25 protein-coding genes are annotated in these 24051 nt (G+C 40.3%); 8 read left to right on the top strand and 17 right to left on the bottom strand.

The features are described from left to right. Positions 1-6: 6 nt before the first annotated feature. The 7 genes from lipA to ACQQ5U_RS17150 all read right to left on the bottom strand — a co-directional run bounded on the left by lipA (position 7) and on the right by ACQQ5U_RS17150 (position 5555). On the bottom strand, positions 7-882 hold the full coding sequence (gene lipA / locus ACQQ5U_RS17180) for a lipoyl synthase (RefSeq protein WP_437399417.1): 876 nt from the start codon (positions 880-882) through the stop codon (positions 7-9). A gap of 62 nt (positions 883-944) precedes the next feature. Then, positions 945-1505, bottom strand: coding sequence for an RNA polymerase sigma factor (locus tag ACQQ5U_RS17175; RefSeq protein WP_437399415.1), 561 nt, complete (start codon positions 1503-1505; stop codon positions 945-947). Positions 1506-1535: 30 nt separating this feature from the next. Beyond that, entirely contained in the window at positions 1536-1745 is a 210-nt protein-coding gene (locus ACQQ5U_RS17170; protein WP_437399413.1) for a membrane or secreted protein, read from the bottom strand. Positions 1746-1820: 75 nt separating this feature from the next. Beyond that, the gene (locus tag ACQQ5U_RS17165) at positions 1821-2579 is read right to left on the bottom strand and encodes an anti-sigma factor domain-containing protein (RefSeq protein WP_437399412.1); all 759 of its coding nucleotides are present in this window, start codon (positions 2577-2579) and stop codon (positions 1821-1823) included. After that, complete coding sequence (locus ACQQ5U_RS17160) at positions 2576-3142, bottom strand: RNA polymerase sigma factor (RefSeq protein WP_437399411.1); 567 nt, start codon at positions 3140-3142, stop codon at positions 2576-2578. Before ACQQ5U_RS17160 ends, ACQQ5U_RS17165 begins: the two co-directional genes overlap by 4 nt. 206 nt (positions 3143-3348) lie before the next feature. After that, positions 3349-4365, bottom strand: a complete 1017-nt coding sequence (gene murB, locus ACQQ5U_RS17155) for a UDP-N-acetylmuramate dehydrogenase (RefSeq protein ID WP_437399409.1) — start codon at positions 4363-4365, stop codon at positions 3349-3351. Then, positions 4362-5555: a pyridoxal phosphate-dependent aminotransferase gene (locus ACQQ5U_RS17150; RefSeq protein ID WP_437399407.1), complete on the bottom strand. Its 1194-nt coding sequence runs from the start codon at positions 5553-5555 to the stop codon at positions 4362-4364. The genes murB and ACQQ5U_RS17150 overlap by 4 nt, the downstream gene beginning before the upstream one ends. Before the next feature lie 147 nt (positions 5556-5702). On the opposite strand from ACQQ5U_RS17150, the gene ACQQ5U_RS17145 reads away from it, so the two are divergent. Beyond that, complete coding sequence (locus ACQQ5U_RS17145; protein WP_437399406.1) at positions 5703-7046, top strand: aspartyl protease family protein; 1344 nt, start codon at positions 5703-5705, stop codon at positions 7044-7046. Between the two features lie 63 nt (positions 7047-7109). Here ACQQ5U_RS17145 and ACQQ5U_RS17140 read toward each other — a convergent pair whose 3' ends face one another. After that, positions 7110-7496 carry a DUF1573 domain-containing protein gene (locus ACQQ5U_RS17140; protein WP_437399404.1) on the bottom strand — a complete coding sequence of 129 codons (387 nt, stop codon included), beginning with the start codon at positions 7494-7496 and terminating at the stop codon, positions 7110-7112. Positions 7497-7693: 197 nt separating this feature from the next. Here ACQQ5U_RS17140 and ACQQ5U_RS17135 point away from each other — a divergent pair, with 197 nt between their 5' ends. The 5 genes from ACQQ5U_RS17135 to ACQQ5U_RS17115 all read left to right on the top strand — a co-directional run bounded on the left by ACQQ5U_RS17135 (position 7694) and on the right by ACQQ5U_RS17115 (position 15037). Beyond that, entirely contained in the window at positions 7694-10318 is a 2625-nt protein-coding gene (locus ACQQ5U_RS17135) for a valine--tRNA ligase (protein WP_437399403.1), read from the top strand. A 105-nt stretch (positions 10319-10423) separates the two neighbouring features. After that, on the top strand, positions 10424-11812 hold the full coding sequence (locus tag ACQQ5U_RS17130; protein WP_437399401.1) for a Gfo/Idh/MocA family protein: 1389 nt from the start codon (positions 10424-10426) through the stop codon (positions 11810-11812). 13 nt (positions 11813-11825) lie between these two features. Next, a complete protein-coding gene (locus ACQQ5U_RS17125) occupies positions 11826-12878 on the top strand; it encodes a GHMP family kinase ATP-binding protein (RefSeq protein WP_437399400.1) in 1053 nt (350 codons plus the stop codon). Between the two features lie 5 nt (positions 12879-12883). Continuing rightward, a complete protein-coding gene (locus tag ACQQ5U_RS17120) occupies positions 12884-13717 on the top strand; it encodes a sugar phosphate nucleotidyltransferase (protein WP_437399399.1) in 834 nt (277 codons plus the stop codon). A 51-nt stretch (positions 13718-13768) separates the two neighbouring features. After that, on the top strand, positions 13769-15037 hold the full coding sequence (locus ACQQ5U_RS17115) for a sterol desaturase family protein (RefSeq protein WP_437399398.1): 1269 nt from the start codon (positions 13769-13771) through the stop codon (positions 15035-15037). Here the strand turns inward: ACQQ5U_RS17115 and ACQQ5U_RS17110 are convergent. The 6 genes from ACQQ5U_RS17110 to rsfS all read right to left on the bottom strand — a co-directional run bounded on the left by ACQQ5U_RS17110 (position 15034) and on the right by rsfS (position 19763). Then, positions 15034-15297, bottom strand: coding sequence for an acyl-CoA-binding protein (locus ACQQ5U_RS17110; RefSeq protein WP_437399397.1), 264 nt, complete (start codon positions 15295-15297; stop codon positions 15034-15036). The two genes, ACQQ5U_RS17115 and ACQQ5U_RS17110, sit on opposite strands and share 4 nt — an antisense overlap. Further along, positions 15290-15955: a phosphatidylserine decarboxylase family protein gene (locus tag ACQQ5U_RS17105; RefSeq protein WP_437399396.1), complete on the bottom strand. Its 666-nt coding sequence runs from the start codon at positions 15953-15955 to the stop codon at positions 15290-15292. Before ACQQ5U_RS17105 ends, ACQQ5U_RS17110 begins: the two co-directional genes overlap by 8 nt. After that, positions 15945-16748: a phosphatidate cytidylyltransferase gene (locus tag ACQQ5U_RS17100; RefSeq protein WP_437399394.1), complete on the bottom strand. Its 804-nt coding sequence runs from the start codon at positions 16746-16748 to the stop codon at positions 15945-15947. The genes ACQQ5U_RS17105 and ACQQ5U_RS17100 overlap by 11 nt, the downstream gene beginning before the upstream one ends. 4 nt (positions 16749-16752) lie before the next feature. Continuing rightward, on the bottom strand, positions 16753-17361 hold the full coding sequence (locus ACQQ5U_RS17095) for an LUD domain-containing protein (RefSeq protein WP_437399392.1): 609 nt from the start codon (positions 17359-17361) through the stop codon (positions 16753-16755). A 65-nt stretch (positions 17362-17426) separates the two neighbouring features. Further along, positions 17427-19379: an ATP-dependent zinc metalloprotease FtsH gene (ftsH, locus tag ACQQ5U_RS17090; protein ID WP_437399390.1), complete on the bottom strand. Its 1953-nt coding sequence runs from the start codon at positions 19377-19379 to the stop codon at positions 17427-17429. 6 nt (positions 19380-19385) lie between these two features. Then, positions 19386-19763 carry a ribosome silencing factor gene (gene rsfS, locus ACQQ5U_RS17085; protein WP_437399388.1) on the bottom strand — a complete coding sequence of 126 codons (378 nt, stop codon included), beginning with the start codon at positions 19761-19763 and terminating at the stop codon, positions 19386-19388. 82 nt (positions 19764-19845) lie between these two features. On the opposite strand from rsfS, the gene ACQQ5U_RS17080 reads away from it, so the two are divergent. Continuing rightward, on the top strand, positions 19846-20589 hold the full coding sequence (locus tag ACQQ5U_RS17080; protein WP_437399387.1) for a biotin--[acetyl-CoA-carboxylase] ligase: 744 nt from the start codon (positions 19846-19848) through the stop codon (positions 20587-20589). On the opposite strand, the gene ACQQ5U_RS17075 is transcribed toward ACQQ5U_RS17080, so the two are convergent. Together ACQQ5U_RS17075 and pyrE are read right to left on the bottom strand one after the other, a co-directional pair. After that, entirely contained in the window at positions 20586-20981 is a 396-nt protein-coding gene (locus ACQQ5U_RS17075; RefSeq protein ID WP_437399385.1) for an SRPBCC family protein, read from the bottom strand. The two genes, ACQQ5U_RS17080 and ACQQ5U_RS17075, sit on opposite strands and share 4 nt — an antisense overlap. A 9-nt stretch (positions 20982-20990) precedes the next feature. Continuing rightward, positions 20991-21629, bottom strand: a complete 639-nt coding sequence (gene pyrE / locus ACQQ5U_RS17070; RefSeq protein WP_437399384.1) for an orotate phosphoribosyltransferase — start codon at positions 21627-21629, stop codon at positions 20991-20993. 7 nt (positions 21630-21636) lie between these two features. Here pyrE and ACQQ5U_RS17065 point away from each other — a divergent pair, with 7 nt between their 5' ends. Further along, a complete protein-coding gene (locus ACQQ5U_RS17065) occupies positions 21637-22236 on the top strand; it encodes an NUDIX hydrolase (protein WP_437399382.1) in 600 nt (199 codons plus the stop codon). On the opposite strand, the gene ACQQ5U_RS17060 is transcribed toward ACQQ5U_RS17065, so the two are convergent. Continuing rightward, positions 22229-24001: a M14 family metallopeptidase gene (locus tag ACQQ5U_RS17060; RefSeq protein ID WP_437399381.1), complete on the bottom strand. Its 1773-nt coding sequence runs from the start codon at positions 23999-24001 to the stop codon at positions 22229-22231. The two genes, ACQQ5U_RS17065 and ACQQ5U_RS17060, sit on opposite strands and share 8 nt — an antisense overlap. Between the last annotated feature and the right edge of the window lie 50 nt (positions 24002-24051).

Genomic DNA, 24051 nt, shown 5'->3' with positions numbered 1-24051 from the left:
TTGTGCTTAGTGTATGTGCTTGTGTGCTTTGTATGATGAGCGAACCAAGGCTCCACTTTCCACGTGCCTGAAGCCCATTTCCAACCCTATTTCCTCATATTTTTTAAACTGTTCCGGTAAAATAAATTGTTTTACGGGCAAGTGTTTTTTTGAAGGCTGTAAGTACTGACCAATGGTGATTACATCTACATTTGCCTTTCTCAGGTCTTCCATAGTGGAAATCACCTCGTTTTCTTCTTCTCCCAGACCAAGCATTATGCCCGATTTGGTTCTGTTTGCACCATTTTTCTTTAAATAGTCCAGAACTTCAAGACTTCTTTCATATTTAGCCTGAATCCTAACCTCACGTGTTAGTCTTTTTACGGTTTCCATGTTGTGTGAAATCACTTCCGGGCCCACGTTTATTATTCTATCCAAGTGAGTGGAAATTCCTTGGAAGTCTGGGATAAGGGTTTCCATGGTAGTCTCAGGATTCATCCGTCTAACAGCTTTAACTGTTTCTGCCCAAATAATGGAGCCCATATCCTTAAGGTCGTCTCGATCCACAGAGGTGAGTACGGCATGCTTAATATTCATGATTTTTATGGAACGGGCCACTTTTTCGGGCTCTGCCCAATCCACTGTTTCGGGCCTGCCTGTTTTTACACCACAAAATCCACAGGAGCGGGTACAAATGTTTCCTAATATCATAAAGGTAGCAGTACCTTCTCCCCAGCATTCACCCATATTTGGGCAACTACCTGAGGTACATATGGTGTGCAGGTCGTACTTGTCCACAAGTCCCCTGAGTTGGGTATACTTTTTACCCGTTGGGAGCTTAACCCTAAGCCATTTAGGTTTTCCTTTGGGGGGAATTACGTTTTCTGCTACGCTTGTACTCATACAACTAAATTTGATTTACAAAGATACGAAACTGGGAAGTAAACTTAACACCTAGGAACGGCTCACTTTTTTTTGATGATTTCTGCTAAAAGTTTCTTTGCCCTTAGCAATTTCACCTTCACATTGTTTACGGGTTCATTGAGTTCTTTGGCAATATCAGCATAACTCAATTCATTGAAATACCTTAGGTTGATGACCTTTTGGTAATGGGGTTTTAATTTTTTGATGTCCCGCAGGAGATGGGCCAAGTTTTGCTCCGTGATCAATCGGTCTTCGACTGTGGGAGTTTCGTCCAAAACTCTTTTTACTTCGTCTCCACGGGATTCCATATCGTTCAGGAAGCTTCTTTTACGTTTTCGAAGAAGGTCTACATGAAGGTTTTTGGAAATGGTAATGAGCCAGGTTTTGAACTCAAAAGTTTCATCATAGGTGTCGATTTTATCGAACGCCCGTGAAAATGTTCTAATGGTAATGTCCTCGGCGTCATTTTCATTTTTGGTACGAAGTAATTGAAAACCGTAAACATCGTTCCAAAAAGTGTCCAAGAGTGTACTAAAGGCAATTTGGTTTCCTTGTTTTGCCTTTTGTATAATCTCCTTGATGGAATCGTCGGTTTTTTCCAAAAAAAATGGGCTTACCTAAAAAATTAAGTATTATTGGGTATTGGTAACAGTATCTTTTTTACAGTCTTGTTCATCTGGCAGTTTGCCGCAAAACCCACAGGCTTGTCCGTCCTTGTTCAAAAATGGACTTTGGCTCGCACATGTTCCTGCGAACTCACCGTTCTTTTTCCCCCAGATTTTAATAGCAATTCCTGCAAATGCAAGTGCTAATAAGCCAATGGTAACTAATGCTAACTTCATTTTTCAACTTTTGTACAAAGGTACAAAATACCTCTTTAAAGGGGAGTATGTTTAAGGTTTCTTTAAAGTTGGGTCCTAATATTTGATGTTGGCCACAATATTGTCAACAGATGGAGTGCTGTTGCCACCTTTGGGTTCAATGGTGATATAGCCTACCGCATTGTCGGCATAGGGCAGGGCAAGCAGCTTGTCTTTTTCATCAAAATTCTTGATTACGCCTAAATTCACCAACTCACCGTTGACTTCGGCCCACATCTGAAAGCATTTGTCTTCTGGAAGTTCAGGGACATTGCTGACATTTATGTATGAAAGCTTTTTAACGGGATTTATATAGGCGATGGCCTTAAGCTCTTTGGCTTCTCGTTGACCTTTAACCTGATATTTTTTGGTCGAGGGATTGTTAAGGACAATAAATTGGTTTCTCATGTCCGCCAATTGATCCTTCATGTTATCCTCCAAATACTTGATTTTATTGGTGACCAAGGTGTTTTCTTGTTGAAGGTTCTTGTTCTGGTTCCAAAAGAAAAGGGAGGAACCTGCAAAAATCATAATTGCCACACTTGCAGCTACCGCATAGCGCAAGAATCTTTTACTCACCATGGTCTCTTTCTTCGCACTGGCAAGGATAATTTCTTTAAGGCCTTCGGGAGTCTTTTTTGCGTAAAGGTTAGCAAATGTTTCAAGATTTTTTTGAAGAATATCGTATGTTTCCCTTACTTCAGGATACATGGCGATGTATCTTTCTGCCTTTTGGGATTCTTCTTTGGTTGTATCTCCTAAAAGGTACTTTTCCAAAATATCCGATTCTAAAAATATTTTAACTTTCTCTTTCATGACAATAGGTTTAAGATAAGGAGCAAAGACATGGTTGTGCCGTAAATCTTTCCAAGTTCCCTAAGTCCAATTTTTAATCTGGACTTTATAGTTCCCAAGGGAATATCCAATTCATCACTTGCTTCCTGCTGCGTCATTCCCTCAAAAAATAGGGCTTCAAGAACAATTCTGTACTTCTCTTCAATTTTGTCCAAGTTTTCTTGGATGTCCAGATGCTCCGGATTTATACCCTTAACTCCAACATTATATACGTCCGAAACGTCGATTTGGATTTCCTTATCCGATTTATTGGTAACACTTCTCAACTTGTCTATAGCCGTATTTCTGGTAATTCGGAACAACCACGTAAAAAGTTTTGCTTTGGATGCATCGTAGGTATCTGCTTTTTTCCAGATTTTGATAAAACTTTCTTGGAGTACATCTTGTGCCAAATCTTCGTCCTTTACTACTTTATATGCAACACCAAAGAGCGTATCACCGTAGTTTTCATATAGTAGGGAAATAGCCTTATCGTCTTTTTCCGCTAGGAGCGAAACAATATGTCTCTCAATCAATGTGCTCATTTATGATGCTTTTGGTAAAATATTTTTGGGGCCAAAATCTAAAATAGGATTTATCTCGTATATAGAACAAAGCTAAGACAGAAAAAGCATATCGTCTTGGCTCATTTTAAAAGAAATAAAGGGCTTTTTAGCTCTGACAACATACATAAATTTGGTTAGTTTGGTTTGGTATAACCCTCGTTATTGATCTCAATGCGAGGGTTATTTTATTTTATAATGTTTACCTCTGGCTGAATTTTAATTTTAAAAACTTTTTTCACCTCTTCCTGAATCTGTTTGGCCAGATATAGGATTTCTTTTCCTGTGGCATTGCCATAGTTGACCAAGACCAACGCCTGTTTTTCGTGCACCCCGGCATCACCAACCCTTTTTCCCTTAAATCCGCATTGTTCAATAAGCCAACCAGCTGGAATTTTATATTGATTTTCATCAACCTCATAAAAAGGAGCATCTGGATGTGACTTGCTGAATTTGTCAAAGGCCTTTTTTGAAAGAATGGGGTTTTTAAAGAAGCTCCCACTGTTGCCAATTTCTTTAGGGTCGGGCAGTTTACTTTTTCGGATTGCGATTACCGCATTTGAAATATCTTTTATAGTAGGGTGAACAATTCCATTGTTCTTAAGTTCATTTTCTATGGAACCATATCCTGTATGAAGTACGTGGTCTTTTTTTGTCAGTTTAAGGACTACCGATGTAATGATATATTTCTCCTTTCCCTCATTTTTGAAAATGGAATTCCTATATCCGAATTTGCAAGCTTCATTATCAAAGCCAACTAATTCCCCGGTTTCCACATCCATAGCTGCGCAGCTTACAAAAACATCTTTAAGTTCTACACCGTATGCACCAATATTCTGTATGGGAGCCGTTCCCACATTGCCTGGGATTAAGGAAAGGTTTTCCAGTCCACCATAGCCATGATCTAAACTCCATATTACCAGTTCGTGCCAATTCTCACCGGCCATTACCTTAACCTCTACCATTTCCTCATCTTCCTCTACAACGGTGATTCCCTTTAGCTTAATGTGCATGACCAGGGCATCGATATCCTTGGTGAGGAGCATATTGCTTCCACCACTTATTATAAACTTTTTGGGGTATGCCTTAAGTTCAAGAGCTTTTTGGAGTTGAACCAAACCGGTTATTTCAACAAAAAAAGTGGCTTTTACATCAATACCAAAGGTATTGTAGCTTTTTAAGGATATGTTTTCCTGTATGTTCACTGGGCGTCGTACTCGTTTAAGGCCTTGCCCAAAATTTGGACAGCCTTTACAAGTTGCTCTTTTTCGAGCACATAGGCAATTCTTATTTGATTTTTTCCTAAACCTGGAGTGGCATAAAAGCCGGCTGCAGGCGCGACCATCACGGTATTTCCATCAAGCTCAAAACTTTCGAGCAACCATTGGGCAAAATGGTCGGCATCTTTGACGGGTAACTCTACAACACAGTAAAATGCGCCTTGTGGAGTAGCTACCTTTACACCTTCCAATTTATTTAGCTCTGTAATTAGCAGATTTCTTCTGGAAACATATTCTTCAATAACATTGTCGAAATATTCCTGCGGGGTTTCCAAAGCGGCCTCACTGGCAATCTGTGCAAAGGTTGGAGGCGACAAACGGGCCTGTGCAAATTTCATGGCAGTGTTAATCACTTCTGTGTTTTTTGAAATCAAACAACCGATTCGTGCGCCGCACATGCTATATCGTTTTGATACAGAATCTACAACAATGGCATACTCCTCCAATTCTTCAACTTGAAGTATAGAGTAGTGTTCCCGGCCATCATAGGTGAATTCCCTATATACTTCATCAGCAATAAGGAAAAGATCATGCTTTTTGACCAATTCGGCCAATTGTTCTATTTCTTCTTTGCTATACAGGTATCCTGTAGGGTTCCCCGGGTTACAAATAAGGATGGCTTTTGTTTTTGGGGTGATAAGTTCTTCGAACTTGGAAATAGGGGGTAGCGCAAAATTATTTTCAATGGAGGAAGCGATAGGTTTTACATTAACCCCCGCTGCGGTTGCAAATCCATTATAGTTGGCATAAAATGGCTCTGGGATTATAATTTCATCCCCGTTGTCCATAATCGTTCCCATGGCAAAAGACAAAGCTTCGGAACCACCTGTGGTCACGATAATATCTTCAGCATCAACAAAAATGTCCTGTTTGGCATAGTAGGCCGCAATTTTTTGCCGATATGCCTCTGAGCCTTGCGTCATGCTGTACTCAAGTACCTCAATATTATGGTTTCTTACAGCATCTAAAGCCACCTTTGGTGTTTTAATGTCAGGCTGTCCAATATTGAGGTGAATAACGTAGGTTCCCCGTTTTTTGGCATCTTCTGCATAAGGCACCAATTTACGAATGGGTGATGCGGGCATTTGCTTCCCTTTGTTAGAAATACTTGGCATGAGCTAAAGTTTTGGCAAAAATGAGAAAACCAACAATCGAAAACAACAACTTTAAGGAATAATTACTCGGTTATTGAAATGTTAAATTAAGGTAATCATTGAACCTAAAGTTGTATATTTAATAAGTATGACCAGTTGATATTAAAGATGTTGAGGAAAAGTATTATTTATTTTGCGCTTTTATTTTTTGTACCTCTTTTTACGGTGGCGCAAGGATTTGTGTTGCCCAAGAGTGAAAAATTTCAAAAAATCAAGTTTGAACTTATCAATAACCTAATCATAATTCCAGTTGAAATAAATGGAACGGAACTCACCTTTATTTTGGATTCAGGCGTAAGTAAGCCAATCCTTTTCAACCTTTCTGATTCTGATTCTGTACCGATCAACAATGTTTCCGAAGTTACGATTCGTGGGCTGGGTGATGGTGAACCTATGAAAGCTTTGAGTTCCAAAAGAAATGTCTTCAAGCTTGGGAAAGCAAAAAACTACTCTCAAGACCTTTACGTGGTTATTGATAGAGGAATAAACTTTTCAACATCATTAGGTATTCCCGTTCACGGAATCATGGGATATGATCTCTTTAGGGATTTTATTGTTGAGGTAAATTATGGCTCAAAAAGATTAAAGCTGTATAATCCAGAACATTATACATATAAAAATAAAAAAAATACACAGACAATTCCCTTGCTTGTTGAAAAACGAAAAGCCTACATTGAAGGTGCCGTTCTAATGAAGGACACTGCCAACATACCGGTTAAGTTACTTGTGGATACTGGCAGTAGTGATGCGCTATGGTTGTTTCCCGAACCCGAAAAGGGACTGGAAATCCCAGAGAAAAATTATGATGATCATTTGGGACGAGGTCTGAGCGGTGATATTTTTGGCAAACGCAGCAAAATTAACGGGGTTCGAATAGGCGATTATGAATTGGAAGAGGCGAAGGTTGCTTTTCCAGACCGTGAATCTTTTCAGGGTATGGATGGTTTAGGTGATCGTAATGGTAGTTTGGGTGGTGAGGTGCTCAAGCGTTTCAATATGGTTTTTGATTATGCACGAGGACTGGTCACACTAAAAAAGAATGGAAATTTCAAAGATCCTTTTCAATATAATTTGGCAGGGATAGACCTTCAGCACAATGGGCTTCGCTACATAGCCGAAAGTATTGCCGATGTCAATGGAGTTGTCAAGGGCGAGGGGGAAGATACATTTGGCAATGTCAAAATTTTACTCGAGAACAAAACAAAGATAAGCTTAGTGCCCGAAATAGTTGTTTCAGGTATTCGTGCAGGAAGTCCTGCTGCAGAGGCTGGTTTGCGCGAAGGTGATGTTATTTTGGCCGTTAATGGGAAGCGGGTTCACCAATATAAGCTACAGGAAATCCTTAAAATGATCAATGATAAAGAAGGAAAACGTATCAAATTACTTATTGAAAGATATAACCAAGATCTATTGTTCTCTTTTGTGCTCAAAAAGGTCTTTGACGACGACTAATAAAAAGTAAAAGCCCCAAAACCAATTGGTTTTGGGGCTTTTAACTATAATTTTCTTTTTAACTTACTTTGCTCCGGGATTTTTTACAGTTCCCTTAATTTTTAGAACTTTTGTAGGTGTATCCGCATTGGAGGTAACAGTAATGGCCTTTCTAATAGGTCCAACTCTGTTCGTATCGTATTTTACTTCGATTTTACCAACTTTACCTGGCATAATAGGTTCTTCTGGCTTTTTTGGGATAGTACATCCACAGCTAGACCTTACATTACTGATTACCAAAGGTACATTACCTGTATTGGTAAATTCAAATACACGAACACCATCACTACCTCTTTCGATTTCTCCGTAATCAATGGTCTCGCTCTTAAATTCGATTTTAGCAGTTTCTTGAGCGTATACCCCTAAGGATAAAAGCCCTACAAACAGCATGAGTACAGTTTTTTTCATCATTTTTGGTTTTTGGGTGAACTTCAAATGTAGATGTTTTGATACCTGCATCCAAAATTCTTTTGTTATAGACTAACGTTACTTATTTTTGTTTCGTATTTCTGGATTGGCTCTTATCGGAAGAATAGTGAAAAATTAACATTTAGCTTCCCTTTCAAAAATCCAATCACAGTCCAATAAAACAAAAACTGTACCGAAAAATGGAAATTCCATCAAAATATGACCCGAAACGGGTTGAAGAACATTGGTATGCTTACTGGTCGGAGCATGATTATTTCAGCTCTAAACCAGATGAAAGAGAGCCATACACCATAGTAATACCCCCGCCAAACGTTACAGGGGTACTTCATATGGGGCATATGTTAAATAATACCATTCAAGATGTTCTTATCCGAAGAGCAAGACTCTTGGGGAAAAATGCCTGTTGGGTGCCAGGAATGGACCATGCCTCTATTGCCACCGAGGCTAAGGTTGTAGCCAAGCTTAAAGCTGAAGGCATCGATAAGTCAAAGTTGTCACGCGATGAGTTTTTAAAGCACGCTTGGGATTGGACCAACGAATATGGAGGTGTAATTCTCCAACAATTGAAAAAACTAGGCTGTTCCTGTGATTGGGATCGCACCAAGTTTACCATGGACGACGATATGTCAGCTTCCGTAATCAAAGTTTTTGTTGATTTATATAATAAAGGTTTGATTTACAGGGGATATCGAATGGTAAATTGGGACCCCGAAGCTAAAACTACACTGTCTGACGAAGAGGTAATCTATGAAGAAAGACAAGGTAATCTATATTATTTGTCCTATGCCATTGAAGATTCTGACGAAAAAGTAACTATTGCTACCACCCGTCCAGAGACCATTTTGGGAGATACTGCCATTTGTATCAACCCTAATGATGAAAGATATCATCATTTAAGAGGTAAAAAGGCCATTGTACCTATTTGTGATAGGGTGATTCCGATTATTGAAGACGAATATGTAGATGTTGAATTCGGTACAGGATGTCTAAAAGTGACCCCTGCGCACGACGAAAACGATAAAAACCTCGGAGATAAACATAACCTTGAAGTAGTTGATATCTTCAATGAAGATGCAACCTTAAATTCTTTCGGACTTCATTATGAAGGAAAAGACCGTTTTGTTGTGCGTAAGGAAATTTCAAAAGAGCTTGAAGAGAAGGGTTATTTAGTTAAAACAGAGCAGCACACTAACAAAGTGGGTACATCCGAAAGAACCAAAGCGGTAATCGAACCGAGACTGTCCGACCAATGGTTCCTTAAAATGGAAAACTTGGCCAAGCCTGCCATCGAAGGTGTGTTGGAGACCAAAGATGTGAAATTGTATCCCTCCAAGTTTGAAAACACGTATCGACATTGGATGGAAAACATCCGCGATTGGAACATTTCCCGCCAGTTGTGGTGGGGGCAGCAAATCCCTGCCTATTATTATGGGGATGGCAAGGAGGATTTTGTGGTGGCCGAAACACCTGAAGAAGCATTGGAATTGGCAAAAGCCAATAACCCAAACCTCCAAGCATCCGACCTGCGTCAGGATTCAGATGTTTTGGATACCTGGTTTTCTTCGTGGTTGTGGCCAATGAGCGTGTTCGGTGGAATTTTGGAGCCGGAAAACGAAGAGGTAAACTATTATTATCCAACCAATGATCTGGTGACCGGACCCGATATTTTGTTCTTCTGGGTAGCACGAATGATTATGGCCGGTTACGAATACAGAGGGAAAAGACCTTTTGAAAATGTATATTTGACTGGTTTGGTTCGCGATAAACAACGCAGAAAAATGTCCAAGCAATTGGGCAATTCGCCCGATGCACTTAAACTTATAGAAGATTTTGGAGCAGATGGGGTTCGTGTTGGTTTATTGCTGAGTTCATCAGCCGGTAACGATATAATGTTTGATGAAACCCTTTGCCAACAAGGAGCCAACTTTGCCAATAAAATATGGAATGCCTTCCGATTGATAAAAGGATGGGAAGTTGTCGATATACCACAACCCGAAGCAGCGCAAAAAGGAATCGAGTGGTACAAAGCAAAATTCAATCAGACGTTGGTGGAGATTGAAGACCATTTCTCCAAATACCGTATTTCCGATGCCTTGATGGCAACGTATAAATTGGTTTGGGACGATTTCTGCTCTTGGTTGTTGGAGATTGTTAAGCCGGAATATCAAAAACCAATCGATGAGGCTACCTACAATGAAGTACTACACCTTTTTGAAGAAAACTTGAAATTGTTACATCCATTTATGCCCTTCTTGACGGAAGAAGTTTGGCAGCATATCGCCGAACGTACTCCAGAGCATGCTTTGATCGTAGCTCAATGGCCGGAAGCAAAAAAGGTGGATACGGACCTAATTGCTGATTTTGAGTTTGCCTCTGAGGTGATATCAGGTATCAGAACCATCAGAAAAGAGAAAAACATCCCTCAAAAAGATGCATTGGAGCTTTTTATGTTGAATGGTGAAGGAGTAGGCACTCAAATGGATCCTATCATTCTTAAACTTGGAAACCTTTCAAAAATGGAAGTTGTTGATACGAGTTTGGACGGAGCATTGACTTTTAGAGTAAAGAGTAACGAATACTTTATTCCAATCAGTGGAGCAATCGATGTAGAGGCCGAAATTGCCAAAATCACGGAAGAGCTTAATTACACTAAAGGATTTTTGAAGTCTGTGGAAAAGAAGTTGAGTAATGAGCGCTTTGTGAACAATGCCCCTGAAAATGTGGTAGCCATGGAACGTAAAAAAGCGGCCGATGCTGAAGCCAAAATAGAAACTTTGGAAAAGAGTTTGGCTAGTTTGAAATAATTATGGATTACATATCGTAATGATTTTGAAAAGGGAAGCTTGCTTCCCTTTTCTTTTTATTTTTCATACTTTGGGGGTGGATAATAACCAACCACTTGATAACCCATGAAAAACCTCAATAGAAGAAGTTTTATCCAAAAAACTTCGTTGACCGCCGCCGCAGTTTCCATCGTCCCTAGTTATTTAAAAGCAAATTCCGAAAGACCTTTTTCTTCAACCTATATGGGTGGATTTGCTGCTCCTAAATTGGAAAAAGTACGTGCCGCTTTTATAGGAGTGGGGGCTAGGGGAGGAACCCATGCTAAGTTTTTTGCCGCTTTGGAAGGAACTGAAGTGGTCGCTATCTGCGATCTCTATGAGGATTTGGTGAAAGAAAAGACTCAATGGGTCAAAGAGGTCAGCGGTCCTAACCAACACAAAAATATAGCCCAATACTGGGGTGATGAGGACAAGTGGCGAATCATGCTTAAAGAAGTCCAGCCCGATATTGTGTTCATTGCTACCAATTGGGTAAACCATGCCCCGATGGCGATTGGCGCCATGGAAAGTGGGGCACATGCTTTTGTTGAAGTGCCCATCGCTACCACAATTCAAGATATGTGGGATATCGTGGATGCCAGCGAACGCACCCAAAAACATTGCATGATGTTGGAAAACGTAAACTACAGTCGCGATGAGCTGATGTTCCTCAATATGTGCAGACAAGGAGTAGTGGGTGAAATTTTACACGGAGAAGCTGCCTATATTCACGAATTGCGTTGGCAAATGGAGGAGCAGGAGCGAGGTACAGGTTCGTGGCGGACATACCACTACGCCAAACGAAATGGTAACCTCTACCCGACCCATGGTTTGGGCCCCGTTGCTCAATACATGAGCTTGGCCAGGCAAGAAGATACCTTTGGTAGTTTAGTTTCTTTCTCTACGCCCGCAAGAGGGCGCGAACTGTATGCTGAAAAAAACTATCCGGCTGACCATAAATGGAACCAACTCGATTTTAAGGGAGGCGATTTAAACACTTCCATCATAAAAACAACTTTGGGAAAGACGATTATGGTACAATGGGACGAGACCAGCCCCAGGCCCTATTCCCGACTCAACTTGGTTCAGGGAACCAAAGGTGCTTTGGCAGGGTTTCCGACCCGCGTAGCCCTGGAAGGCGGCGTGGAAGGCATCACCAAAGATCACCATTCTTGGGTGCAAGGGGAACAACTCGAAAAGTTATATGAAAAATATGATCATCCCCTTTACAAGCGCTTGAACGAAGCTGCAAAGGGCAGTGGACATGGTGGTATGGACGGAATAATGGTGTACCGCATAGTGGAATGTCTGCAAAAAGGACTTCCATTGGACCAAAATGTGTATGAAGGATGCTTGTGGAGTGCTGTCTCTCCCTTGAGTGAACGTTCCGTCGCCAGTGGTGGGGCACCGCAACCATTCCCTGACTTTACCCGAGGCAATTGGAAGGATACCGAACCATTGCAAATTATAAGTTAACTAGACCGCATTAATGATTGAAATAAAAGTACCCGCCCGAATCTGTTTTTACGGCGACCATCAAGATTATTTGGGATTGCCTGTCATTGCAGGGACCATTGACCGATACATTAATTTAAAGGCAAACCCGAATTCTGAAAAAAAGTTTTTTTTAAATCTGTTGGATTTGCATCAAGAATCGACCATTGCATTGGATGATGATTTGAAATCAGTTGAGCCTGGTGATTACTTCAGGTCCGTGATGTCGGTTTTGAAAGTACAAGGTTTTGAGTTTGAACAAGGTTACGATATCGAAATCTCAGGAAACATTCCCGTGAATGCAGGATTGTCCAGTTCCTCCGCTTTGGTGGTGGCATGGATTCGATTTTTGGTTGCAACACAGGGTAAATCGGAAGAAATCAGTGATTATCAAATTGGAAGATGGGCCTATGAGGCCGAAGTGTTGTTTTTTGATCAGCCCGGGGGGTTAATGGACCAGTATACCATAGCCCAAAAAGGACTTATTTATATTGACTCCCAAAGTGGAGAGAGCACGCGCTTGAACGCAAATCTGGGAAAACTTTTGGTTGCAGAGTCGGGTGTGCCCAAAAAGACCTTGGAAGTGCTGAAAAATGCCCGAGTGTATGCGCAAAAAGCAGTAGATGCGGTTAAAAATATCCATCCGGAGTTTGAATTGAAGCATGCAACATTGGATGACTATGAAAAATATTTAGACTTGGTTCCAGAAGAGCTTCAAGGATATTGGTACTCAACTATTTATAACTATCACATTACGTTGGAAGCAAAGAAAGAACTGCTGAATCCTAATCCAAATATCCAAGCATTGGGAGAATTAATGAATCAACACCAAATCATTCTTCAAAGTGAAATTAAGAACACACCTTTGGAAATGGTCGAGATGATGGATGCTGCGCGAAATGCCGGGGCAATTGGAACAAAAATAATTGGTTCTGGCGGCGGAGGCTGCATGGTGGCGATGGTAACTGAATTCATAGAAGAGCAAGTAAAACAGGCATTTTTGAGTAAAGGTGCCAAAGCGGTTTATGCCGTGGAATTAACAAGTTAATGGCAATGGAGAATACGAGTTTGATCATTATGGTAGGTGGCGCTTCTTCCCGAATGAAGCGAAGTTTAAAAGCTAGGGAGGGGCAAAAGGGTATTATGGAAAACATCCCCCATAAAAGCTTGATTCCCGTAGGGAAAAATGAGAGACCGTTCTTATACTACTTGGTTAAGAATGCTCTGGAAGCAGGTTATACCAAATTGTATCTGATTACCAGCCCAGAAAACCAAGCCTTTCAGAATTTGAAGGATAATGGCGGATTTCCATCTGAAATGGACGTGTTTCTTGCCATTCAAAATGTGCCCCAAGGCAGAACAAAACCTTTGGGCACTGCAGATGCATTACAGCAATGTTTGGATCAGTATCCTGAATTGAAGCAAACCATATTTACGGTTTGCAATGGAGATAACCTTTATTCTGTTGGGGCTTTAAAAGATTTACGGGCAGATAGAGCTGCTCCCCATGCCTTGATCAGTTACGGGAGCTCGGGATTTGATTACACCGAAGAACGAATTGCCAAGTTTGCGATAATGGACATTTCTTCGGATGGATTTTTGCAGAAAATTATTGAAAAACCAAATGTGGAAGATGTTCCCAAATATAAAGATGCTTCAGGCGAGCTTCGGGTGAGCATGAACATTTTTAGTTTTTCGGGAGTGGAAATTTATCCATATTTAAAGAATTGTCCCGTAGATCCCGTCCGCGATGAAAAAGAATTGCCCAAAGCTGTTGCAATTTTGGTGGGTGAACAGCCACGAAGCGTTTTTTGCATACCCCGCTCCGAGCACATTCCAGATCTAACGGATGCCAACGATATTCAATTATTTAAAAATTTGGAGTAACTTATGGCATATAATCCCATTCTTGCATTGAGCAAAGCTTAAATTTTTGAAATGGAATCGTATGCAACGGCATTGTTATATGCTACACCGTTTTTTATCGGCCTAGTACTTGTTGAAATACTTTATGGCCGTTTTGTAAAAGATCAAAAACACAACCTTATGGATACCGTGAGCAGTCTTAGCTCCGGTCTGACCAATGTGGTGAAAGATTCTTTGGGGCTTGTACTTATTCTGGTGAGCTATCCTTTTTTATTGGAACATCTGGCATTGATTGAAATCAAGGCAACTTGGTTGGTTTGGGTGGTAGCTTTCATAGCTCTGGATTTTGCAGGCTATTGGAATCATAGGTTAAGTCATCATATCAACTTTTTTTGGAACCAGCATGTGATTCATCATAGCAGTGAGGAGTTTAATTTAGCATGTGCACTTCGACAGCCTATTTCCAATTTATTGGGATACTATGCGCTTTTATTGATTCCGGCCGCGTTGTTCGGGGTCCCAAACCAAGTAATAGCTATTTTGGCACCGATACATCTGTTTGCCCAATTCTGGTACCACACTCAGCATATTGGTAAAATGGGGGTTTTGGAATATGTAATCGTTACCCCGTCGCAACATCGGGTTCACCATGCCATAAATAAGGAATATATAGATAAGAATCTTGGACAGATTTTTTGTGTTTGGGACAGAATGTTCGGAACCTTTCAAGAGGAATTGGATGAGGTGCCACCGCAGTACGGTGTACTGAAACCTGCAAACACATGGAATCCCATCATTATCAATTTTCAACATTTATGGCGATTGATCCTGGATGCATGGCGCACTAAAAGTTATTGGGACAAGTTGCGTATTTGGTTTATGCCTACGGGTTGGCGACCACAGGATGTAAAAGAAAGATATCCGGTTACCATTATTGAGAATGTGTACAATTTCAGGAAATATCAACCAGAAACCTCCTCTTCCCTTAAGATATATGCTCTTTTTCAATTGATTGTTACTACTTTTTTGATGCTGTTTATGTTCTACAGTTATTCAGAGATTGGTTTTGATGGGCTATTATTGTTCGGGGCTTTCATTTTTGTGGGTATTTATGGGTATACCACTTTAATGGATCGTAAAAATTATGCAGTTTGGATCGAAGTGATTCGGGGAGTAGGGGGAATGGCCTTGATATATTTTACGAACGATTGGTTCGGAATCAATGAGTACTTATCTTTAGGCAGCTATGTAGTGGCCCTATATTTTTTGGTTACGATTTTTGGAGGTATTTACTTTACGTATTTTGAAAAGTCGTTCGCAACGCCAGATTTGGCTTCTTAGAGTGATTTTAGCTCCTTCTCCACCAAGGCAACATATTTTTCCATCGCTTCCTCTACGCTTATTCTTTTGGCTTGAAACAGAGCGTTTGCTTTGAATGCATTGATGAGTGGTGTTCTACTTCCTGGATTGTCAAAGTTCTTGTTGGCGATCTTAAAATAAGCATATAGCTTTAATAACAAATCTGCGGGCAAAGGATCCGTGTAGTCGTTAACAAAGTTAACGGCGTCGTTAAATCTCTTATTTAGATCTTCACTAATCATCCAACGGTCTTACAGAGGCAATACAAGTACGTGCCCCAACTACTTTTTGGTTTAATTCAACGGTAATGTCACAGTCCAAAGGCAACAATAAATCTACTCGAGAGCCAAATTTAATGAAGCCGGCATCTTCCCCTTGAGTTACTTGTTCTCCCTCTTCGGCATAGTTTACGATTCTGCGTGCCATGGCACCAGCTATTTGTCTGTATCCTATTTCACCGAACTTAGGGGTGTGGAGTATAATTGTTGTGCGTTCGTTTTCCGTACTGGATTTTGGGTGCCAGGCCACCAAATACTTCCCAGGGTGATATTTTGAATAGGTTACCGTACCACTGGCAGGGTAACGGGTCACATGCACATTGGTGGGCGACATGAATATGGATACCTGTTTTCTTTTTTCTTTGAAATACTCCGGTTCATCAACCTCTTCGATTACAACAACTTTGCCATCAACGGGGGCCAAAATTTCATCAAAATTTGGGGTGACCAATCTTTTCGGGTTTCTAAAAAACTGCAGAATGGCTATCAAAACCAAAAGTGCGGCAATTTGAACGGCCAACCGAGCCCATTCCACATCAATATAGTATTGTGCGGCCAAAACGGCGGCGACCACTATAAAAAAAGTGGTTATAATAATTTTTTGCCCCTCTTTATGAAACATAGGAGAATATATTTAAGATCAAATACGCAAAAGGCGCAGCAAACACCAAGCTATCCAATCGGTCCCAAATTCCGCCATGCCCCGGTAAAATAGCTCCGCTATCTTTTACTCCGGCCATACGCTTGAACTTTGATTCCAATAAATCGCCCAAACTCCCTGCAACCACTATTAAACAAGCCATTGCCATCCACTCCGTTACCGTAAGTCTTGTTTCGTACCACGATAAAAAATAGGCGGCTACCAGTGCAAAAATAAGACCTCCTACAGAACCTTCAATGGTTTTTTTTGGGGAAACTGCAGGAAATAGCTTCGTACGGCCCAAAGTTCTTCCCACTAAGTAGGCAAATGTGTCATTGACCCATATCAAGATAAAGATGCCCATAATCAAAAATTGGGCAAAACTTTCATGTTTGTAAGGAATCATTGTTAGAAAAATACAACCTCCTCCTATATATAAAAGGCCTATGATAAATTTTTGAAAATTGGTGAATTTCCTTGGCTCTTTTGAAAAAAGAAACATTAGTAGGGCAAGGTCAACTGCAACGGTACATAACATAAGCAAGTTGACTGCGGTACTATCATTTGTCAAATAAATGAAAACCCACCAAAGTGAGAGATAGGCCACAAAAATGTAATATCCTTTGAGGTGCACAATTCTTTTAAATTCGTACAGGCAAGCAAGACCAAATGCCATGAATAGGAAGTCGAAGGCATCCGAGCTCAAAAATACAGCACCAAGGAGAAGTACCACGTAAATAACCCCGGTAATGGAGCGTCTTAAAATTTCTCTCATGTATTTAGAAATCTTCTAGGAGTAAAAGATATACATTTTTTGAGGCACTTCCGTAAGAAAGAAAGTCATCTTTATTTTCGGGTGTTTGCTGAAAGTGCTTTAAAGTGGTAATGTTATTGGGAATATTTTTTTGATAGCGTTCTTTAATAATTTTAAGTGCTTCGCTAATGGAGTCCACCAACTGACTGGTGGTAGCGAAAACCACTAGATTAGAGGGCAGTTCGTCTAATTTTTTTTCTTTGATTTGATTGGAGCATACCAAAATGGAACCATTATGGGCGACTAAGTGTTCACATGTGGTAAAGAAAATATCACTTTCGCTACGGATTCCGGTAAACTCCAAGTTTTCTGTTGCAAAGCGGGTTTCCAGCCGTGGGTCCATCGAGAAAAAAAGATGGTTTTGCCAATCGTTTTCAGAAATAATGTTTTTGAGTGCTTCTGAGACTTCGGCAAAGTCTTCACAGTAAATAAACTTTCCACCATTTTTTTTAAAGTAAATGGTGAATTTTTCATCCACGGGAATTTTTAAATCGGGCATATGGTCACCACGGGTTTCCGTAGTTTCCTTGGAAACCTTTTTCCCTCCTCCGAAAAGTTTTTTAAAAACTCCCATTAATGGTTCTTGTTCTTTTCTACTGAATCAATATAATTCTATTGATTAGACTTTACCCAATAATCTTATTTGGCAGGCTCAAGTTCTTCTTCCTCTTTTTCAAAAGGTCTTTGGCCGAAAATCTTTTCCAAATCATCTTTGAAAATAACCTCTTTGTCCAAAAGTCTTTCTGCAAGTTCCGTAAGCTTATCTTTATTATCATCTAGCAATTGGATAGCCCGTTGATATTGCTTTTCAATCATTTTGGAAATCTCTTGGTCAATTTTTCGGGCTGTTTCCTCGCTATAGGGCTTAGTGAAACCGTATTCGTTCTGACCTGATGAATCATAATAGGTAATGTTGCCCAATTCCTCATTCAGCCCGTATATCGTTACCATGGCACGAGCTTGTTTGGTTACTTTTTCCAAATCGCTCAATGCACCTGTTGAAATTTTACCGAACATCACTTTTTCAGCGGCCCTACCTCCCATGGTAGCACACATTTCATCCAACATTTGCTCTGGACGAACAATCAAGCGCTCTTCTGGTAAGTACCAGGCAGCTCCCAAAGATTGTCCGCGAGGAACAATGGTTACTTTCACCAAAGGAGCGGCATGCTCCAGCATCCAGCTTACAGTTGCGTGTCCTGCTTCGTGGAATGCAATGGTCTTCTTTTCGTTAGGGGTGATTATTTTGTTTTTCTTTTCCAGTCCACCAACGATTCTATCCACGGCATCCAAGAAATCTTGTTTGGTCACCGCTTTTTTCTCTTTACGGGCAGCGATAAGTGCCGCTTCGTTACAAACGTTGGCAATATCGGCACCGGAGAAACCTGGAGTTTGCTTGGCCAAAAAGTCCAAATCCAAGGTTTCGGCAGTTTTAATAGGTCGAAGGTGTACTTCGAATATCTCTTTTCTCTCGTTAAGGTCGGGTAGGTCAACATAAATTTGACGGTCGAAACGTCCTGCACGCATTAAAGCTTTGTCCAATACATCGGCACGGTTGGTTGCGGCAAGTACAATAACATTTGTATTGGTGCCAAAACCGTCCATCTCGGTCAGTAACTGATTCAAGGTGTTTTCTCGTTCATCGTTGGAACCTGTAAAATTGTTTTTGCCCCTTGCGCGTCCAATGGCATCAATTTCATCAATAAAAATGATGGCGGGGGATTTGTCTTTTGCTTGTTTGAACAAATCTCGAACCCTTGATGCACCAACACCTACGAACATTTCAACAAAATCTGAACCAGATAATGAGAAAAATGGAACTTTGGCTTCGCCTGCCACGGCTTTCGCCAATAAGGTTTTACCTGTTCCAGGAGGGCCTACCAATAATGCTCCTTTCGGTATCTTACCCCCTAAGGAGGTGTATTTATCAGGGTTTTTAAGGAATTCTACTATTTCTTGAACCTCCTCTTTAGCTCCTTCCAGACCGGCAACATCTTTAAATGATGTGCGGGTATCTGTTTTTTCGTCAAATAGTTTGGCTTTGGATTTTCCAATATTAAATATCTGTCCACCACCAGCACCACCAGCACCACCGGACATTCTGCGCATTAGGTAAATCCAAATACCAATAATAAGCGCAAATGGGAGCAGGGTTAAAAAGATTTCTCCGAGCACATTGGATTCCGTGTCAAACTCCACAATGGTGTCCAGATTGTTCTCCTTTTTGATTTCCGTAATTTCATTTTGGAAAATCTGAAGGTCACCATAATCCAGAACGTACTGGGGAACCAAGCCCGTTGAAGGGAACAGTGGTTTTTCGGCTACACCTTTATGGACGTCTTTTTTAAGAGCTTCCTCGGTAAGGAAAACCTTGGCTTGACGTGTATTGGTAATGATGACAATTTTGGAAATGTCACCATTGCGTAAAAATTCCTGTAGTTCAGAAGTTGTGGTTTTTTCAGTACTTGAAAAACTGCTCCCTCCAAAAAATTGGAAGCCAATTATCAAAGCGATGACCACACCATATATCCACCACGAACTTAAACGTGGCTTCTTTGGGGTATTATTATTTGGGTTGTTTTCTTTTGCCATTTTTTCTTAAGAATTGTAACTGCTTTCCACCATAGTAACTTTGGCATCTCCCCAAAGTCCTTCAATGTCATAAAATTCCCTAATGTGTTTTTGAAATACATGTACAACAACATTAACATAATCCATCAGCACCCATTCGGCGTTTTCAGAGCCTTCGACATGCCAAGGCTTGTCGTGTAATGCTTTGCTCACCTTTTTTTGGACGGAGGATACAATTGCGTTTACATGTGTGTTGGAAGTACCGTTGCAGATGATAAAGTAGTCACAAACTGTATTTTCGATTTCCCTAAGGTCCAGTAGATTTATATCAACTCCTTTAACGTCTTCTATTCCTTCTAGGATCAAGGCAATCAATTCATCTGCGCTAGCTTTTGTTTTCTGCATTCAAAAATTTTAGTTTTTACAAAGTTATGTTTTTTTTGTTTTCTTAGCCCTAGTTTTTAACAAATCATAAAGGCTTGCTATATTGGGAAAACAATTTCAGATACTCAAACTTGATGCCACGGATTCCACAAATCTGTATTTAAAGGATTTGTTACGTGCCAAAAATCCTCCGGATTATACGGTTGTTGTTGCCAAAAAGCAGCTGAAGGGGAGAGGGCAAATGGGAACCAATTGGCAGTCTGAAGACGGTAAAAACCTAACATTCAGTGTTTTGAAAAACTTTGATACACTGTTGGTACGGCATCAATTTGTTTTGAACATTGCAATTTCTTTGGCGGTTTATGATGCGTTGAAGGAGCTTTCTGTACCCGATGTCAAGGTGAAATGGCCCAACGACATTATGTCAGGTTCCATGAAAATTTGTGGTATTTTGATTGAAAATGTGTTAAAAGGAGACAAGGTTGGTCATTCGATTATCGGAATAGGCTTAAATGTAAACCAAACTAATTTTGCAGGTTTGGACAAAGCGTCGTCCTTAAAGTCGATAATGGGGCGAACCTATGCCATAGATGAGCTTCTTTACAAGATTCTGGAACACATTAGGTTTCAATTGGAGGGCATAGAGGGAAAATCGGTCAACCAATTATTGCCTGCCTATGAAAAGGTACTCTTTAGAAAAAATAAACCATCGACCTTTACCGATGCCAATGGCGAAATGTTCATGGGGTACATCCGAAAGGTGTCGGCAGAGGGGAAATTGATCCTAGAATTGGAGGACCATGTGTTCAAGGAATTTAATCTAAAGGAAGTTTCTCTGCTTTATTAACCAATTTTGTCCATATTGTTGGACAGGGTTCCCATAAAATTGGTAATAGGTGCTTTGATCATCATGGCCATCATGGCATTGAACTGCCCTTCAAAACTTAATCCAACCTCGCTTTCATTTTCTCCCAAAGGAGTAATGTCCGCAGTTAGTGTAAAGGAAAGTTTGTCACTCGCTGCACCTAACACTACTTTATCATGCGGATTTTGTTCCTTGAGCCTAAGAACGATTTCGGGCATGCCTTTTAAAGCAAATTTGAATGTGTTTTCATCCAATAGTTCAAATTTGTCAATATTATCGGGCATTAAGGTTTCGAAGTTTTTGATATCCGTTAAGAACTCGTATACTTCTTTGTCGCTTTTCGCTACTTGTTTTTTTGGGGCTTCGATATGCATTGTAAAATTTTATTTCCATTCCTGTGGATTGGATCTCCACTCTAATAATGTCTGTAATTGGTTTTCTTGGATATAGTTGGTGTCGGAAGCTTGCTCAATCAGGTTTTCGTAATCTGAAAGCGTATGAAGTTCCACGCCTTCTTTTTCAAAGTTCTCCGAGGAAACGGGAAAACCGTAAGTAAAAATGGCGATCATCCCCTTAATATCCGCATTTTGTTCCTTGAGTGCCTTGACCGCATTAAGGCTACTGTTGCCCGTACTGATCAAATCCTCGATGACCACCACACTTTGTCCAGGTTCAAAATAACCTTCAATCTGGTTTTGCCTACCATGCTCTTTTGGCTTTGGCCTTACATAAACGAAAGGTAGTCCCAGAGCTTCGGCGACTAAAATGCCGACTCCGATGGCACCTGTGGCTACTCCTGCGATTACATCGGGCTTTCCGTAGAGTTGCTCAACTTGCTTTGCAATTTCTTCCCTGACAAAATTTCTTACCATGGGGTAAGAGAGCATAATCCTATTATCGCAATAAATAGGAGATTTCCAACCTGAGGCCCATGTAAAAGGATTTTCAGGTTCCAACTTTATTGCATTAATTTGTAATAACAGCTCGGCTGTTTTTTTTGCGATTTCCTTATTTAAAACCATTGCGCAAATGTATGAAGTTTTTGTTAATGAGGCTCCACTGATTTTAACAAACGAGCGCCCCCAGGATTCCAATGGTAATTTGTTTTCTTTGGATGGTGATTCCATTGTTGAGGCAATTCGATTATTGTCCAAAAAGAAAATTAAAAAAGCTTACCTGTATCATCCTGATGAGGAAAAAATCCTAAAACTTTTTATGCATAAAATTCCGGTGGTGGTCGCTGGTGGGGGATTTGTCATCAACAAGAAGGGAAAAGTCTTGTTTATTTACAGAAACGGAAAGTGGGATTTACCTAAAGGAAAAGTAGATAAGGGCGAGTCCATAGAAAAAGCAGCAATCAGGGAAGTGGAGGAGGAAACCGGCGTAAAAAATCTGGAAATAGAAAGATTTCTCCATACAACGTTCCACATTTTTAGAAGAAACGGAGAATACCGATTAAAACAAACGCATTGGTTTATAATGACCACCGATTACAGTGGAAAATTGGTTCCCGAAAAATCCGAAGGGATTAAACGCGTGAAGTGGAAAGGCCCTAAAAAGACCAAAAAAGCATTAAAGAATTCATATCACAACATTAAGATATTGTTCGAGGATTGGCCTTTTAATTAGAAAGTAATCCAGATGCATCACTGTTCTTTGCCACCCTGTAAATTGGGTAGGTCAGGTAAGCTTCTTCAAAATGCTCCGAGCGTTCAAAAATCCAATTCAACTGTGCATACCAATTGTTGGCGAAATTAAGATCCTTTTCTTTTATGGATTCAAATTCTTGTAGCAGTAGGGAATCTTTTTGTAACATTTCCAAAGCCACATCTTCAAAAACGTATGGAGAGAATCCCTCTTTGCGTTGAAGTACAGTATCAAAAAAGTTCCAGTTAAAAAATGAGTCGACCCCCTGTGGTTCCAGAGTTTCCATTAGGTATCTAATTCCTGGCTGATGAGTCGGTACCAATAGATCACCTTCTCTAAAATGAATTTTCTTGGCGCTTTTTACTACTTGAGTGTTCGAATGTAGATAATGACCTTCGTAGGGAGTGTTTCTGGTGTTGTAATCTACTATTTTGTATACTTCTACGGATAGGGTGGTGTCCTTTGTGATTGGGGAATATTGGATTTTGTTGGCATCCAATCGTTCTATTACTTTTTTCCAACTTTGTTTTACAATATAAGCTTCTGGCACTTTAACGGTGTCTACCGGGTAAAAATAATCTTGATAAACCGTCTCTTTGGTAAATGGTTTGTCACGGTTATATTTTAATCTTGGAAGTCCAGTGACTTCGCTAGTCAATTGTTCTGCTTCGTAACCCTTAAAGTTTAGGGTGGAACTTTGCGTAGTATCCACTTGCCAGTTGAAGTAATATTCGGAAAGCTCCAAATTATTCTCCAAAGTTTTTTTACGGAGGGATTTTATGTTGTCATGCTCTACTTCAACTACTTCGATTAGACTTTGCATAAGTTCGTAGGTGCCTTCAACACGTTGTTTGTAGGGTTTCAGCATATGGGTTTCCACCATTAGGCCCAAGGTACTCCAAAGCGTGGTATAGCCCGTTGAATAACGAGGGTGGTCCATAAATTGACTAAACCCCATCTCAGGTGGAATATTGAATACATTTACGTAAGGTGTAATGTCCCATTCCTTTTCGGTCAACGAATTTTCAAGACTTGGCATTAAAGTATTGTGGAGATATTCTCCCATTTCTCCACCCATTTTATTGTGCTGCGTAAAAAGGTGTGTCAAAGTGTATTGGTAATCGGCTCCGTTGCTCACATGGTTATCTATAAAAATATCCGGCTTTACCATGTGGAATATTTGAGCAAAGGTTTTAGCGTTTTGGGTATCCATTTTAATGAAATCCCGATTGAGGTCGTAATTGCGGGCATTGCCTCGGAATCCATACTCTTGGGGGCCATTTTGATTGGCCCGTGTAGTGGAGTTTCTGTTAAGGGAACCACCTACATTGTAAATGGGTATGGTTACCAGTACTGTATTTGTGGGCATTTTTACTTTACCAGTGGCCAAGTCCCTATAAAGCATCATGGTGGCATCTATACCATCGCTTTCGCCTGGGTGAATACCATTGTTTATGAGGATAATGGATTTTTCCTTTCGGATATTCTCATAGTTAAAATCACCATCAGGATTAAAGGTTACTGTGTGCAGTGGATAGCCACTATCGGTTTTACCAATAGTGTGAATGTTTATTTCTGGAAAATCACGTGCAAGGGTGATGTAATAATCAATGGTTTGTTGATAGGTTGCCGTTTCTTTTCCTTCGGATGATTCAAAATAGGTCGGATAAGAGGGTTTTTCATCCTGTGTTTCGGATTCACAGGATATGAAAAGGATTAAGGCTGAAAAAAAAACAATATACTTCAAAATACTTGGGAACTTTGGTTTACACAAAAGCATGTGCCTGACTGCCCCAA

It is taken from the genome of Flagellimonas lutimaris (genome assembly GCF_051494225.1).
In the GTDB taxonomy this organism is placed as follows: Bacteria; Bacteroidota; Bacteroidia; order Flavobacteriales; family Flavobacteriaceae; genus Flagellimonas; species Flagellimonas lutimaris_A.
The sequence above is the reverse complement of the archived record's forward strand: the minus strand, read 5'-3'. Positions and strand labels throughout refer to the sequence as shown.

Excerpts from the sequence above, each read along its gene's own strand:
- ACQQ5U_RS17110 (WP_437399397.1), bottom strand. The coding sequence starts at position 15,297 with ATGATTAGTGAAGATCTAAATAAGAGATTTAACGACGCCGTTAACTTT.
- ACQQ5U_RS17130 (WP_437399401.1), top strand. The coding sequence starts at position 10,424 with ATGAAAAACCTCAATAGAAGAAGTTTTATCCAAAAAACTTCGTTGACC.
- ACQQ5U_RS17075 (WP_437399385.1), bottom strand. The coding sequence starts at position 20,981 with ATGCATATCGAAGCCCCAAAAAAACAAGTAGCGAAAAGCGACAAAGAA.
- ACQQ5U_RS17100 (WP_437399394.1), bottom strand. The coding sequence starts at position 16,748 with ATGAGAGAAATTTTAAGACGCTCCATTACCGGGGTTATTTACGTGGTA.
- ACQQ5U_RS17140 (WP_437399404.1), bottom strand. The coding sequence starts at position 7,496 with ATGATGAAAAAAACTGTACTCATGCTGTTTGTAGGGCTTTTATCCTTA.
- ACQQ5U_RS17105 (WP_437399396.1), bottom strand. The coding sequence starts at position 15,955 with ATGTTTCATAAAGAGGGGCAAAAAATTATTATAACCACTTTTTTTATA.
- ftsH (WP_437399390.1), bottom strand. The coding sequence starts at position 19,379 with ATGGCAAAAGAAAACAACCCAAATAATAATACCCCAAAGAAGCCACGT.
- ACQQ5U_RS17170 (WP_437399413.1), bottom strand. The coding sequence starts at position 1,745 with ATGAAGTTAGCATTAGTTACCATTGGCTTATTAGCACTTGCATTTGCA.
- ACQQ5U_RS17145 (WP_437399406.1), top strand. The coding sequence starts at position 5,703 with ATGTTGAGGAAAAGTATTATTTATTTTGCGCTTTTATTTTTTGTACCT.
- ACQQ5U_RS17150 (WP_437399407.1), bottom strand. The coding sequence starts at position 5,555 with ATGCCAAGTATTTCTAACAAAGGGAAGCAAATGCCCGCATCACCCATT.
- rsfS (WP_437399388.1), bottom strand. The coding sequence starts at position 19,763 with ATGCAGAAAACAAAAGCTAGCGCAGATGAATTGATTGCCTTGATCCTA.
- ACQQ5U_RS17160 (WP_437399411.1), bottom strand. The coding sequence starts at position 3,142 with ATGAGCACATTGATTGAGAGACATATTGTTTCGCTCCTAGCGGAAAAA.
- ACQQ5U_RS17095 (WP_437399392.1), bottom strand. The coding sequence starts at position 17,361 with ATGGGAGTTTTTAAAAAACTTTTCGGAGGAGGGAAAAAGGTTTCCAAG.
- ACQQ5U_RS17135 (WP_437399403.1), top strand. The coding sequence starts at position 7,694 with ATGGAAATTCCATCAAAATATGACCCGAAACGGGTTGAAGAACATTGG.
- lipA (WP_437399417.1), bottom strand. The coding sequence starts at position 882 with ATGAGTACAAGCGTAGCAGAAAACGTAATTCCCCCCAAAGGAAAACCT.
- pyrE (WP_437399384.1), bottom strand. The coding sequence starts at position 21,629 with ATGGTTTTAAATAAGGAAATCGCAAAAAAAACAGCCGAGCTGTTATTA.
- ACQQ5U_RS17115 (WP_437399398.1), top strand. The coding sequence starts at position 13,769 with ATGGAATCGTATGCAACGGCATTGTTATATGCTACACCGTTTTTTATC.
- ACQQ5U_RS17165 (WP_437399412.1), bottom strand. The coding sequence starts at position 2,579 with ATGAAAGAGAAAGTTAAAATATTTTTAGAATCGGATATTTTGGAAAAG.
- ACQQ5U_RS17120 (WP_437399399.1), top strand. The coding sequence starts at position 12,884 with ATGGAGAATACGAGTTTGATCATTATGGTAGGTGGCGCTTCTTCCCGA.
- ACQQ5U_RS17065 (WP_437399382.1), top strand. The coding sequence starts at position 21,637 with ATGTATGAAGTTTTTGTTAATGAGGCTCCACTGATTTTAACAAACGAG.
- ACQQ5U_RS17125 (WP_437399400.1), top strand. The coding sequence starts at position 11,826 with ATGATTGAAATAAAAGTACCCGCCCGAATCTGTTTTTACGGCGACCAT.